This window comes from Sphingomonas vulcanisoli, from assembly GCF_011761305.1.
Classification (GTDB): domain Bacteria; phylum Pseudomonadota; class Alphaproteobacteria; order Sphingomonadales; family Sphingomonadaceae; genus Sphingomonas_I; species Sphingomonas_I vulcanisoli.
The window spans coordinates 103,781-117,500 of sequence record NZ_JAAOZC010000002.1; the positions used below are offsets into that span (position 1 = coordinate 103,781).

General features: G+C 60.8%; 9 protein-coding genes, 1 tRNA gene and 2 rRNA genes. 5 read left to right on the top strand and 7 right to left on the bottom strand.

Annotated elements, in window-relative coordinates; all coding sequences use genetic code 11:
- Positions 1–109 precede the first annotated feature (109 nt).
- Both FHS31_RS04550 and FHS31_RS04555 read left to right on the top strand, forming a co-directional pair.
- Positions 110–982: a DODA-type extradiol aromatic ring-opening family dioxygenase gene (locus FHS31_RS04550; RefSeq protein WP_167072193.1), complete on the top strand. Its 873-nt coding sequence runs from the start codon at positions 110–112 to the stop codon at positions 980–982.
- Positions 979–1,269 (top strand): hypothetical protein, encoded by a 291-nt coding sequence (locus tag FHS31_RS04555; RefSeq protein ID WP_167072194.1) that lies wholly within the window; start codon positions 979–981, stop codon positions 1,267–1,269. The genes FHS31_RS04550 and FHS31_RS04555 overlap by 4 nt, the downstream gene beginning before the upstream one ends.
- 7 nt (positions 1,270–1,276) lie before the next feature.
- Here the strand turns inward: FHS31_RS04555 and FHS31_RS04560 are convergent, their stop codons facing one another.
- A complete protein-coding gene (locus tag FHS31_RS04560; RefSeq protein WP_167072195.1) occupies positions 1,277–1,936 on the bottom strand; it encodes a TetR/AcrR family transcriptional regulator in 660 nt (219 codons plus the stop codon).
- Between the two features lie 243 nt (positions 1,937–2,179).
- Here FHS31_RS04560 and FHS31_RS04565 point away from each other — a divergent pair, with 243 nt between their 5' ends.
- On the top strand, positions 2,180–3,499 hold the full coding sequence (locus FHS31_RS04565) for an MFS transporter (protein ID WP_167072196.1): 1,320 nt from the start codon (positions 2,180–2,182) through the stop codon (positions 3,497–3,499).
- Here the strand turns inward: FHS31_RS04565 and FHS31_RS04570 are convergent.
- The 3 genes from FHS31_RS04570 to FHS31_RS04580 are packed head-to-tail and all read right to left on the bottom strand — an operon-like array spanning position 3,489 to position 5,874.
- Positions 3,489–4,562 carry an amidohydrolase family protein gene (locus tag FHS31_RS04570; protein ID WP_167072197.1) on the bottom strand — a complete coding sequence of 358 codons (1,074 nt, stop codon included), beginning with the start codon at positions 4,560–4,562 and terminating at the stop codon, positions 3,489–3,491. The two genes, FHS31_RS04565 and FHS31_RS04570, sit on opposite strands and share 11 nt — an antisense overlap.
- A gap of 37 nt (positions 4,563–4,599) precedes the next feature.
- A complete protein-coding gene (locus FHS31_RS04575) occupies positions 4,600–5,112 on the bottom strand; it encodes a cupin domain-containing protein (protein WP_167072198.1) in 513 nt (170 codons plus the stop codon).
- Positions 5,113–5,115: 3 nt separating this feature from the next.
- Positions 5,116–5,874, bottom strand: a complete 759-nt coding sequence (locus tag FHS31_RS04580) for an SDR family NAD(P)-dependent oxidoreductase (RefSeq protein ID WP_341786285.1) — start codon at positions 5,872–5,874, stop codon at positions 5,116–5,118.
- Positions 5,875–6,075: 201 nt separating this feature from the next.
- Here FHS31_RS04580 and FHS31_RS04585 point away from each other — a divergent pair, with 201 nt between their 5' ends.
- Positions 6,076–8,565 (top strand): TonB-dependent receptor, encoded by a 2,490-nt coding sequence (locus FHS31_RS04585; protein ID WP_167072200.1) that lies wholly within the window; start codon positions 6,076–6,078, stop codon positions 8,563–8,565.
- Positions 8,566–8,879: 314 nt separating this feature from the next.
- Positions 8,880–10,007 (top strand): extracellular catalytic domain type 1 short-chain-length polyhydroxyalkanoate depolymerase, encoded by a 1,128-nt coding sequence (locus tag FHS31_RS04590; protein WP_167072201.1) that lies wholly within the window; start codon positions 8,880–8,882, stop codon positions 10,005–10,007.
- Positions 10,008–10,445: 438 nt separating this feature from the next.
- On the opposite strand, the gene FHS31_RS04595 is transcribed toward FHS31_RS04590, so the two are convergent.
- From FHS31_RS04595 to FHS31_RS04605, 3 genes are all read right to left on the bottom strand, one after another.
- A tRNA-Met gene (locus FHS31_RS04595) sits at positions 10,446–10,522 on the bottom strand.
- Between the two features lie 135 nt (positions 10,523–10,657).
- Positions 10,658–10,772, bottom strand: a 5S ribosomal RNA gene (gene rrf, locus FHS31_RS04600).
- Between the two features lie 108 nt (positions 10,773–10,880).
- A 23S ribosomal RNA gene (locus FHS31_RS04605) occupies positions 10,881–13,674 on the bottom strand.
- Positions 13,675–13,720: the final 46 nt, after the last annotated feature.

Sequence of the window (13,720 nt, forward strand, 5' to 3'; positions counted from 1 at the left end):
GCATTCGCGATAGCAGCTATCGCGACCATCAATTCGACAGCCGTGCGTGCGCGCCATAGCTATACCGAACGGATCGACGCCGCGTGATCCGGTGGCATGGAAGACAAAGATGGCAAAGCTCGTTCACTTATCGGTCGTGCCGCACGATCCGGTTCTGCCCGGAGTCGGGCGCGGCCCCAATCCGGTATCGCCCGAGGCGCGCCGCCTGCTCGACGGAATCGACCGGATGCGCGCGGGGCTGGAGGCGTCACGGCCGGACGTCATCGTGATGGCGGGCAGCGATCACCTTTGCCAATTCTTCTTCAACAATATGCCGCCGTTCCTGATCGGCAAGGCTGAGCGGATCGTGGGTCCGCCCGGCTATGAGCAGCGCGACTGGCGGCTAGATACCTATGATGCGCCGATCGAAGGCAAGCTCGCGCGCTACATGCTGACGCAGGGCTTCGAATATGAGGTGGATTTCGCCTACTCGGACGAATTCATCGTCGATCACGCCTTTTCGGTGCCGCTCAATTTCATGCGCCCACAGGCGGACCTGCCGATCGTGCCGATCTTCCTCAATTTCCTCGCTCCGCCGGTGCCGCCGGCCAGGCGCTACCTCAAATTGGGCGGCATCGTCCGCCGCATCATCGAAGAATGGCCCGAAGATTTGCGCGTGGCGGTGATCTGTACCGGCCATATGACGAACGGCGTCGGCGGTCCTTACATGCTGCGGCATACCGAACGGCCGGAGAGCGATTGGGATCGCACCATCAATGCTGCGATGCTGCGCAACGATGTCGCCGATCTCGTCGCGCATTCCTCGTGGGACGAGATGTACGCGCAAGGCAACAACACGCCCGGATTTCTGGGCTTCATCTTCGCCTATGGCGTCGCCGCCGGCGCGCCTTTCTCGTGGCAAGACTATATCCCCTCAGACAAACAGCCGCTGATGATCGTTCTGGAGTGGACGGAAGATCAGCTGAATGGAGGCCGGGCATGAGCCGCTACGCTGTCAACAAGGTCCTCTGGGAGATCGCGCGCAATGACGACAAGGCGGCGGTCTATATGGCAACGCCCGAAGCCTTCCTTGCCGATTATTCCTTGAGCGAAGAGGAGCATCGCCAGCTGCTGGAGCGGGACTTTGCCAGCATGTTCGCAGCCGGCGCGCACCCGTTTCTGCTGTTCACGTTCCGGATCAAGATTTCGGGCGGCTTCAGCTTTCCGATGATGGTCGAGCATGTCCGCGTGCTGTCCACAATCGAACCGCCGCTGGATATCTCAACCTGAGCGAGCTTCAGGGCCGCTTGCGCAGGCCGTCGATGACGAGCTTGGCGAGGAAATCCTGAAAGCCCGCGGTGAGTTTTTTCATGTCGGTCCCCTCGGGCATAAGCTCGCGGATCAGCACCTCCGCCGAGGAGAAGAAGTCGCTCGCGCCGAGGATCGCGATATACAGGAACAGGGGATCGGCGCCGACCAGTTCGCTGCCGGCGTCGGTATCGAACAGATCGCGATAGAAAGCGACCAGATCGAGATTCATATCGCGGACGCGCGCGCGGGCTTCTTCACCGCCGGCCTGGCCCAGTTCATCGATCATCAACCGATGCATGAACGGTGCGGAACGGACGAATTGAACCGTTTTCCGAATGTTATCGGCCAGGACTTCGGTTGGATCGTCCTGCCCCGGCGCACGGCGTTCAGCATGGGCGGTCACGCGGTCGACCACCGCGATGAGCAACGCAGCGCGGCTGCCGAAATAATAGCGGATCAGCGCCGGATCTGCATTGGCTTCCCGCGCGATGCGCGAGATCGTCACCCGGGCCGGCGGCATGATGCGCAACAATTTCTCGGCGGCGGCCAGCAGACGCTCGCGCCCGACATCGTTCTTGCCTGAAACGGGGCGCCCCTGGCCACGCTTGTTGGGAGCAGTTCGCGGGGGATTTGCCGTCGGCGTCATTGCGGCGGTATCCGGTTTCCAACCGGCCTTTGCAACCATCGGTGATGGTCGGTGTCGAGACGATCCTTGCGGCCCATAGCGCCCCCTGAGCTTTGGTGCAGGCCTTTCATAAGGCCATTCCGGGCAAGGCCGTCAACAGAAATACATACGTCTGATTATATTTGACATCGCTCTTCGCTGCGGCCCAAGTTCGCAGCGACGATCCGGATGGTGCTAGGCCCGGAGTTGAGGAGAGAGTGAGAGATGGTGGCCGAAGGCGATAGCGCGGATAATGGCTCCCCGCGCCACTGGCTGCTCGTCGTCGCCTTGCTCGTGCTCTACGCCTATGCCTTTATCGACCGTATTGTGCTGGCGCTTCTGGTCGATCCGATCAAGCACAGCCTGGGCACGACCGATGTGCAGATGGGGTTGCTCCTCGGCCTCGGCTTCTCGTTCTTCTTTTCGATTTCGGTCATTCCGGCCGGGCATTTCGTCGATCGTTACAATCGCCGCGCGGTGATCGGTGTGGCGTCGGTCTTCTGGGCGACGATGACCATCGTCTGCGGCACCTCGACCTCGCTCGGGCAATTGTTCGTCGGCCGCGCCGGCGTCGGCATCGCCGAGGCGTTCGTCCTGCCCGCGTCCTTCTCGCTGATCCGGGATGCAGTACCGATGCGATCGCGGGGCCTGGCTTTCAGTCTCTATGCGATGGCGCCGCTGATCGGCGGGGCGTCGTCGTTGCTGATCGGCGGACGCATCCTGGCGGTCGCGACCGCGGGCGCGTTTCACTCTCTGCCGTTCGTCGGTGGGCTGGCGCCGTGGCAGGCTACGCTGGTGATGATCGGCGGGTTCGGCCTGCCGCTCAGCCTGCTTCTGCTGATGGCGCCGGAGCCGCTGCGGCCGCCGATCGAGGCCGACGGCCAGCCCGGGGCGAGCGGGATGTTCGACGGCTTCGTGACGGTTCTGCGCCACATGCGGGTGCGCTGGGCCGTCTATGTGCCGCTGATCCTCTATGTCACCTTCGGCGCGATGATGAATTTCTCGAAAAGCGGGTGGGAGCCGGCGGTGATCGGCCGCACCTGGCATATTCCGCCGCAACAGGTAGGCCCAATGCTGGGCTTGATCGCGCTGCCCACCGGGCTGGCAGGGCTCGTCGTTAGCGGCCTTGTCCTCAACCGGCTGACGGTGCGCGGCGACGACGTTCTCATCTACGGCCTGATCGCGGCGATCGGCACCGGGCTGGGGCTGTTCGGCACCGGCTTCGCGCCGTCCTTGCCGTTTGCCATCGTGATGATCGGGATCGATTCCTTCTTCCTCGGCACATCCTATTCGGTCGGCGCGGCCATCCTGAGCCAGATCACGCCGGTGCGGCTGATGGGCCGCGCGACGGCGGTCTATTTCCTGTTCCAGAGCCTACTGGGCGCGTCGCTCGGCCCCTATCTGATCGCGCTCGGATCGCAGAAAGTCTTCCCCGGCCCGGCCGGGCTCGGCACCAGTTTCGGAATCTTCTGTGGCCTGTTCGGCGCAGCAATGGCGGTCGCGGTTGTGGTTCTACGCCGCCAGCTGCGCGCGATCAGAGTTTGAACACCCGCGCCGCGACGTCCTCGAACAGCGTCTTCTTGTCGCTGGTGCTCAACGGCATCGCCTCGACAAAACCGACCGCCTGGCCCTGCTTTTCGAACGGATAATCGGTGGCGTACATCACCCGATCGCGGCCGAGAACATCGATCGTCATACGCAATTGCGGCCAGTAATTCATACCGCTCGTCGTCACCCACAGATTCTCGCGGATATAGTCGCTCGGCATCCGCTCCATCGGCTTGGCGCCGCCGAACATGCCCGCGCGCATCGCGAGGTAACGGTTATCGATCCGCGGCAGCCAGAAAGGCAAAGCCTCGCCCATATGGCCGACGACGATCCTGAGCTTGGGGAAGCGATCGAACACACCCCCGCTGATCAGCTTGAGGATATGCGTGCCGACCTCGACGCCATAGGCCCAGGCGGGGCCACCGGCGACCGGGCCGGACATGATCTCGCGCATCCCCTTGGCCGGCTCACGGGGATGAATGTAAATCGGCACGTCGAGATGTTCGGCCGCCTCGAAGATCGGCCAGAATTGCTTCTCGTCGAGATAATGATCGAAGGTGTGGCTGTTGATGATGCCGCCCTTGAGGCCCAGCGTGCGGGTCGCCCGCTCCAGTTCCTTGGCCGCCGCCGCCGGATCCTGCGGCGCAACGGCCGCCAGCGCCGCGAACCGGGTCGGGTGGCGCTTGCAGGCGGCGGCGACATAATCGTTCGATTCGATCGCCAGCGAGACCGCCGTTGCGGGCTCGAACACCTGCACGCCGGGGGACGATAGCAGGAGCAATTGCATGTCGATACCGTCCGCATCCATCGCCGCAATGCGCCCGGCATCGAGATCGAGCAGCACCTGCGCGATACCCGCGCCCGGCCCGCTGCCGACGATCAAGGGCACGCCGGGGATCTGCGTCTTGGCATTCTGCGCGAGCACGCCGGGGGAAAGGAAACCCTCTTCGGTGGCGATGCGGCGATAGGCACGCTTGCCTTGCGCTTCTGCGCCGGTGGCAGCCGCTGCTCCCGCAACGGCTGTGGCCGCGATCATGGTCCGCCGTGTCATTTCAGCCATATCCCTCCCTTTTCATTTTTTTATAGCTTGGGTGTGTTCAGCGGCGTCCGACCGATGCCGGATGGATATCCGGAAGCGGCGCGCCGTTGACGGTCGCAGGTTTCGCGTCGAGCAGCACGAAGGCGACACGCGCGATCGTATCGGCGCTCGGGTTGCGCCAGCTATGGATGGTGCCGCGCTGGATGACGATGTCGCCGGGTCGGCACAGTGTGCTGGCCTCATCGTCGAGCAACAGCTCGATCTCGCCGGAGATGACGATACCATAGTCGAGGCTGTTGGTACGGTGCATCGGCGCGGTGGTGCCGGGCATCATGTCCACGGTACGAATCACGGACCCACCGGGCAGCGTGAGGTCGACCGGTCGATCCTTGCCATCGATGGCGTCATCATTGTCAATCGGCGTTCCGAGCGACGTCCAGACCAGGGTCAGGTGCGACGTTCCGGCGGGGGTCGATCGGGCTTGCAGCGTCCCATCATCGATGACGACGGCTTTGCCGGAGGCATCGTGTCCGGTGACGATGCGGCGGACGGGCGGCAGTTCGGTAGTCATTGGTCAACCTCCATCGGTAATCACGGTGCCGCCGTCGACGACAATCACCTGGCCATTGACGAAGCCGCCAGCAGGAGCGGCGAGGAACACTGCGGCGCCGGCGATCTCGTGCGGCTGGCCGACGCGGCGCAGCGGCGTCATCTGCAGCCGCCGTGCCATGAACTCGGCATTGCCGATCAGCCCGTCGGCGAAGCTGGTTTCGATCAGCCCCGGCGCGATCGCATTGCTGCGCACACCTTTCGGGCCCCATTGCACCGCCAGGTTGCGCGCCAACTGCACCACCGCCGCCTTGGCCAGCGCATAGCCCTCGATCCGGGCATTGCCCCGCAGCCCCGCGATGCTGGCGATCAGGATCACCGACGCACCCTCGCGCCCCGCCATCACCGGCAGCGCATGCTTGGTCAGCACCACCATCGAGCGCAGATTGACCGCGATCACCCGATCGAACCCGCTCATGTCCAGCGGATCGGCCGAACCCCCGCCCTGGATGCCCGCGTTGGAGACCAGAATATCGATGCCGCCGAAGCGTTCGACCACCTGCGCGACAAGGGCGGCGATCGCGCCGTCGTCGGACACATCGCAGACGATGCCCGTCGCCCCCAGCCGCGCGGCGGCCGCCGCCGTATCCTCCGCATTCTCGCTCGACACCACGACCTGCGCGCCCTGGGCCACCATCGCCTCCGCGATCGCATAGCCAAGACCCCGCGTAGACCCCGTCACCACCGCGACCCGACCTGCAAGATCGAACAATCCCGTCACCACCTCAACACCATCCCCTCACGCCCCTATCGGGCAGTCATTCGCAAGCGCGGCTTGATCCTGCAGGACCGTGCGCTCCGTGCCACACCTTATCCGAATCGAACCGTTAACGACAGACATCTGACGATTTCAGATTGCCCTGCTTCTCTAATTCAGTATAGTAGGAATAACAGCCGCGGAGCCGATTTATTGAAAGAGGGGACCATGAAAAAGATCTTTTTAGCATCCGCGTCAGTGTCCATCCTGGCGCTGGGCGCCGTGCAGGCCTTTGCGCAGACCGCAACCGACAATCAGAGCGCGCCCGTGCCGCAGAGCACGCCCGCAGCCAATGCACCTCAGGGTGGCGCGCCATCCTCGGTCGCACCGGACGGATCGGCCGGCATTCAGGATATTATCGTCACCGCGCAACGCACCGAGCAGACCGCCCAGAAGGCGCCGCTGCCGATCAGCGTGGTCAAGCCGGAAGAGTTGGTCCGCCAGAACATCGTCCGTGCCGAAGATCTGTCGCGCGCCGTGCCCGCTCTGGTCGCGGCCAACAACGGCGGCGCCACCACCAGCTTCTTCCTGCGCGGCGTCGGCAACTTTACCGCCAATTCGTACAGCGACCCCGCCATCGCCTTCAACTATGACGGCGTCTATCTCGGCCGCCCAAGCAATACGCAGGGGCTGTTCTACGATCTGCAGCGGGTCGAGGTTCTCAAGGGTCCGCAGGGCACGCTTTATGGGCGCAACGCGACCGGCGGCGCGATCAACGTCATCCCCAATCGCCCGGTCATCGGCGAAACCAGCGGCGATGCGCAGGCCAGCTACGGCAATTACAACGCCGTGCAGGCGCAGGGCGCGATCAACCTGCCGATCGGCCAGGATGGCGCATTCCGCCTCGCCGGCACCTACAATCGCCACAGCGGCTATCTGTCGGACGGCACGTCCGATCAGCGCATCTGGGGCTTGCGCGGTCAGGTTCTGGCCAATCTGACGCCCAATTTGACGACGCGGATCTCCGCAGATTATGCGCACGACGGCGGCACGGGCACCGGAGGCTTTCTCTACGGCACCGATCTCTATAACCCCGCGACCAACAGCTATACCTATGCCTCGCTAGGTCTCAGCCCCTCGATCGGCATGCACGATCCGCGCAGCAATGCGGCGATCCAGCAGATTTTCATTCCTCAGGTCGGCCGCACGGCGGAGGCGCTCGGCACCTATCCGAGCCTCAACGACGGTTTCTGGGGCGTCACCAACGAGACCAATTGGAAAACGAGTGCCGGTACGCTGACGGTCCAGGCGGCCTATCGCGAGGGCGATGTCGACGCGATGTCCACCGCCGCCGCGTTCCGTGACGACGTGACCAAGGAGCATGATCAGCAGACCAGCGTCGAGGCGCGCTTTGCGGGCAAGGCCGGGCCGTTCGATTATCTGGTCGGCGCGTATTTCTTCAAGGAAAACATCAAGGCGCTGTTCACGATCAACCAGCTCGATCTGACGTCTTTCCAGAATTATACAACAGGCACCAATTCCAAGGCCGCTTTCGGACGTCTGGCCTATCATGTGACGCCAACGGTCACGCTGACGGCTGCCGGCCGCTACACCGACGACCGCAAAAAATTCAACGGCGTCAGCGACAATTATCTGCTGTTCTGCGGTAACCCTGCGCCGCCGCAGGATTTCTGTCCCAATCTGCCGTTGGAGCCGTTCGTGAGTAACGGCGCGCAGCTAACCAGTTTCTATCAGCAGCGCGGCGTCCTCGTGGCGCCGGCGCCGCTGGGTATCCTCGGGTTGCTGCCGCCGAACGTGCCTTCGGTGTTTCAGTCGACGCTGCCCATCAACGCCACCACCAAAACGAGCAAGTTCACCTATCGGCTGGCCGCCGATTGGCAGGCGACCCCCACCAATCTGCTTTATGCCAGCTTCGAGACCGGCTTCCACGGCGGCGGTTTTTCTTTTGCCCGCGGCCTCGACTCGTTCAAGCCGGAGACGATCCAGGCCTATACGATCGGATCGAAGAACCGCTTCTTCAATCGGCGCGTGCAGCTCAACATCGAAGCCTTCTACTGGAAGTATAAAAACCAGCAGTTCAGCCAGTTCGGCTATGACCTCGGTACGCCGCCGTCGCTGGTGTTCTACACCTCCAACGTCGGCCGCAGCACGATCAAGGGCGTCGATGCCGATCTCGACGTGCTGGTGACGCCGACCACGCGGGTCAGCGGCAGCGTCCAATATCTCGACACCAAGTACGACAGCTTTATCACGTACGCGCCGAACCAGGGCACGCCGCCGAATTACAATTGCCCCTATACGCCGATCATCGGCCAGGGCGGGACCGCGCAGTTCCAGCTGAATTGTTCGGGCAAGCCCGGCGTCAATGCGCCGAAATGGTCGCTCAACGCGAACATCGAACAAACGCTCACGCTCGGCGACTATAAGCTCGTCGCGCAGGTCGGCACCCGCTACCGCGGCGCTTATTATATCGCCGCGACCTATCAGCCCTGGACCTATTCCAAGGGGGCTTTCCAGTCCGATGCCTCGCTGACGCTGTCGCCCGCGGGGGATCGGTGGTTCATCACCGGATTTATCAACAATATCGAGAATAAGCGCCGCCTGATCCAGGACGCCCCCGGCGCGATCGGCACGCTGGGCGCGATCACCAGCGATCCGCGCACCTTCGGCGTCCGCGTCGGCGTCCACTTCAAGTGACCGAACAGTCGCGCGGCTGACGTCGCGCGGCTGTCTCCGCTTTGACCGAGAGCCGGCGGATCCGGGCAAGCCTGTCGTCAGCGACAAGCTTTGGTCCGCAGCATTCGATTGCCGAGGCGAGCGCGGCGCGCCAATCATTGGCCCGTAGCGGAAGGACGACCAGCATGGTGGCTCAAGGGATCAGGCCTTCCGGCCGCTTTGTAGCCGCCGGACTACGTCCGAACTTGCAGGCATCCCCAAGCGCACCCATATATTGCAGTGCAGCAAGGCGCTGAGCAAATCGCAGGCCGAGTGCTGGCCAGGAGTGTCGAACGATGGCCAGAGTTCCTTTCGCGGGTTTCCTCCGTAACCCGCGTTCGTCCGCCGATCGCCTTGAAGAGCTGACGGACTTTGGATCCAATCCCGGCAAGCTGCGCGCGCGAATCTTCACGCCTGAGGGCGTTGCCGATCGCCCGGCGCTGGTGGTCGTGCTTCATGGCTGCACCCAGACGGCAGCCGGCTATGATGCGGGCTCCGGCTGGTCGACCCTCGCCGACGAGCAGGGTTTCCTGCTGTTGTTTCCCGAGCAGCAACGTGCGAACAATCCGAACCTCTGCTTCAATTGGTTCTCGCAGGGCGATATCCGCCGCGGCGAAGGCGAGGCGCTGTCCATCTGTCAAATGATTGCCACCCTCGTTCGCGACCACGATGCCGATCCCGCGCGCGTGTTCATCACCGGCCTGTCCGCTGGCGGCGCGATGACCTCGGTGATGCTGGCAACTTATCCAGAGGTGTTCGCCGGCGGAGCAATCATCGCGGGTCTTCCTTATGGCACCGCCAAAGGCGTCCCGCAGGCGCTGGAGCGCATGACGGGTCAGGGCATGCCTAACGAACAGGCGTTGGGAGGCCTGGTGCGCAAGGCCTCTTCGCACGCCGGGCCCTGGCCGACGTTATCGGTCTGGCACGGCAGCAGCGATCCCACGGTTAACGCCATCAATGCAGAGGCAATCCTCGCGCAGTGGCGCTCGGTTCAGGGCCTCACGAATGCGAGCCTGTCCAGCGATACCGTCGACGGCTTCCCGCATCACAGCTGGCGCGACGCCAACAATTGCGCGGTTCTCGAATATCATGACATCACAGGCATGGCGCACGGCACGCCTTTGCACTCCAAAGAGCGCAACCCGTGCGGTGTCCCGGGCCCTTATTTCCTCGATGTTGGGATTTCCTCGACCCGTCGCATTGCGGCATTTTGGGGACTTACAAACGAGCGGGAGGCCCGAGACGTACCCCCCACTCGACCTGTTATCCCCGCTGAGCGTCCGCAACCGCGGCGTTCAAACCTTCCCATTGTCCGAACTCTCCGTGCCGAGCGTATCTATGAAGCTACGCCCAAGCCAGCAGCGACCACGGGGGTTGGAAAGATCATCGAAGACGCGCTTCGCGCCGCCGGTCTGATGAAGTGAACACTCGCACAATGCATTTCTAAAAGTGCATCGGAACGCCGCATTTAGAATCATCCGCTATTCCTATCGGGATGACTCCGACCGCGTCCTGTTTTGCGATCCGTCATTTCGTCGGACCTAGAATCCTCTGGTCGCCGTTTCCATCGCAAGTGTTGCGAGCTGCCACCGGCGAACGTGGCGATCGGAGAGGCCGTCAGAGGCAGACGATTTGTAGGCTCTGCGGTACTGCGACAGGCCAAAAGGCAAAGCGGCATTACGCAAGCAGGTCGAGATGTAAGACCGCTAATTGACCCGATGGGGCTTGATCCTGACGGCAGGCGGCCGGTGATCGCGTTGCGCCGTGATCGGGCGGCAATCCTAAGATCCGTACATACAAAAAGAGGCCCGAACTCCTTGAGGAGGTCGGGCTCTTTGGCGATATCTTATCGCCGGTATCGGTGGTTGCGGGGACAGGATTTGAACCTGTGACCTTCAGGTTATGAGCCTGACGAGCTACCGGGCTGCTCCACCCCGCGCCACCAATGCGGACCCGAAGATCCGAAACTAAATCGTCCGGAGACACAAACGCTCCCGACGTGAACACGCGGGAGCGTTGGCCCTCGCGGGCATGACATGTGAATGGGTTCAATCTCTCTAACGCTGGCTTCAATGCCTGGCGACGACCTACTCTTCCGGGGCTTGAGCCACAGTACCATCGGCGCTGTCTGGTTTCACGGCCGAGTTCGGGATGGGATCGGGTGGGTCACAGACGCTATGGCCACCAAGCAATGGAGCCAGCGTTAAAGGGATTTTGGTTCGAAATCGATGCGTGCACCATGCTTATTAATGAACCAGCATCCACGAAAGGTCAGCCCTGTCGTTGATGGTGGAACTCTCAAGCGCGAATAGGACAATTAGTATCGGTTAGCTTCATGGGTTACCCCACTTCCACATCCGATCTATCAAGGTCGTGGTCTCCGACCGTCCTAAGATATCTTATCTCGAGGGGAGCTTCCCGCTTAGATGCTTTCAGCGGTTATCTCGTCCATACATAGCTACCCAGCTGCGCTCTTGGCAGAACGACTGGTGCACCAGAGGTATGTTCATCCCGGTCCTCTCGTACTAGGGACAAGTCCTCTCAAATATCGACGCCCACGGCAGATAGGGACCAAACTGTCTCGCGACGTTCTGAACCCAGCTCACGTACCACTTTAATTGGCGAACAGCCAAACCCTTGGGACCTGCTCCAGCCCCAGGATGTGATGAGCCGACATCGAGGTGCCAAACAACCCCGTCGATATGAGCTCTTGGGGGTTATCAGCCTGTTATCCCCGGCGTACCTTTTATCCGTTGAGCGATGGCCCTTCCACGAGGGACCACCGGATCACTATGACCGACTTTCGTCTCTGCTCGACTTGTCAGTCTCGCAGTCAGGCGGGCTTATGCCATTGCACTCTAACAGACGGTTTCCAACCGTCCTGAGCCCACCATCGCGCGCCTCCGTTACTCTTTAGGAGGCGACCGCCCCAGTCAAACTACCCGCCACAGAGGGTCCCTCACCCGGTTTCACGGGTGCAGGTTAGACATCAGAAAACAACAGGGTGGTATTTCACCTATGGCTCCACATCATCTGGCGACGATGCTTCAAAGCCTCCCACCTATGCTACACAGTTCTTTCCTAATGCCACTCTGAAGCTGCAGTAAAGGTGCACGGGGTCTTTCCGTCTAACCGCGGGTACTCCGCATCTTCACGGAGAATTCAATTTCGCTGAGCATGTTCTGGAGACAGTGGGGAAGTCGTTACGCCATTCGTGCAGGTCGGAACTTACCCGACAAGGAATTTCGCTACCTTAGGACCGTTATAGTTACGGCCGCCGTTTACTGGGGCTTCATTTCGCAGCTTGCACCACTCCACTTAACCTTCCAGCACCGGGCAGGCGTCAGACCCTATACGTCGTCTTGAAGCCGACTTAGCAGAGCCCTGTGTTTTTGCTAAACAGTCGCTACCCCCTGGCCTGTGCCCCCCATGAGAGCTTGCGCTTACATGGGGCCTCCTTCTTCCGAAGGTACGGAGGCAATTTGCCGAGTTCCTTCAGAACACTTCTCTCAAGCGCCTTGGTATACTCTACCTGACCACCTGTGTCGGTTTCGGGTACGGTCTATACGGTGGGGCTATTTCCTGGAACCAATTCAAAGCCATCTCAATCCGATAAGAGATGACAATATACTTGATCCGTCACACACCACCAGGCCCACGAATATTAACGTGGTTCCCATCGACTACCCCCTTCGGGCTCGTCTTAGGGGCCGGCTCACCCTGCTCAGATTAGCTTTAAGCAGGAACCCTTGGTCTTTCGGCGAAAGGGCATCTCACCCTTTTTATCGCTACTCATGTCTGCATTCGCACTTCCGATACCTCCACGACCCATTACCAGATCGCTTCACAGGCTTACGGAACGCTCCGCTACCGCGTGATCAAAGATCACACCCAAAGCTTCGGTGGACGTCTTGAGCCCCGTTACATCTTCGCCGCAGGATCTCTTATTTAGACCAGTGAGCTGTTACGCTTTCTTTAAAGGATGGCTGCTTCTAAGCCAACCTCCTGGTTGTTTTGGAAATCCCACATGCTTTCCCACTTAGACGTCACTTGGGGACCTTAGCTGTTGGTCAGGGCTGTTTCCCTCTTGACGACGGACCTTAGCACCCGCCGTCTGTCTCCCGGATATTACTCAATGGTATTCGGAGTTTGGTTAGGTTTGGTAGATCTCGCGACCCCCTAGCCCATCCAGTGCTCTACCCCCATTGGTATTCATCCGAGGCACTACCTCAATAGTTTTCGCGGAGAACCAGCTATTTCCCGGCTTGATTGGCCTTTCACCCCTAAACACAACTCATCCGGTAACTTTTCAACGTTAATCGGTTCGGACCTCCAGTGGGTGTTACCCCACCTTCATCCTGGTCATGCCTAGATCGCCGGGTTTCGGGTCTAATACTTCAAACTAAATCGCCCTATTCAGACTCGCTTTCGCTGCGCCTACACCTATCGGCTTAAGCTTGCTTGAAACATTAAGTCACAGACCCATTATGCAAGAGGTACGCTGTCAGGCCTCAAGGACCCTCCAACTGCTTGTAGGCAATCCGTTTCAGGTACTGTTTCACTCCCCTCATCGGGGTGCTTTTCACCTTTCCCTCACGGTACTTGTTCGCTATCGGTCATGCACGAGTATTTAGGCTTAGAGGGTGGTCCCCCTATGTTCAGACAGGATTACACGTGTCCCGCCCTACTCAAGTCTTCTAACATCACTTTCGCATACGGGGCTGTCACCCGCTATGGCGTGTCTTTCCAAACACTTCTGCTAGTTGAATTAGAAGCACTGGCCTGGTCCGCGTTCGCTCGCCACTACTAACGGAATCTCGGTTGATGTCTTTTCCTCCGGCTACTGAGATGTTTCAGTTCGCCAGGTTCGCTTCACGAAGCCTATTTTATTCAGCTAAGTGATACTCGAACCCAATTACCTGCCCACTGGGCGAACCCAGCAAGTAGATAATCGGGATGAGTGGGTTTCCCCATTCGGAAATCGTCGGGTCAAAGGTTGCTCACACCTCACCGACGCTTATCGCAGCGTGCCACGTCCTTCATCGCCTGTGCATGCCAAGGCATCCACGAATTGCCCTTACCTCACGCTTGAGAGTCCACACCACCAACGACAAGGCTAACCCTGTCGAGGATGCTG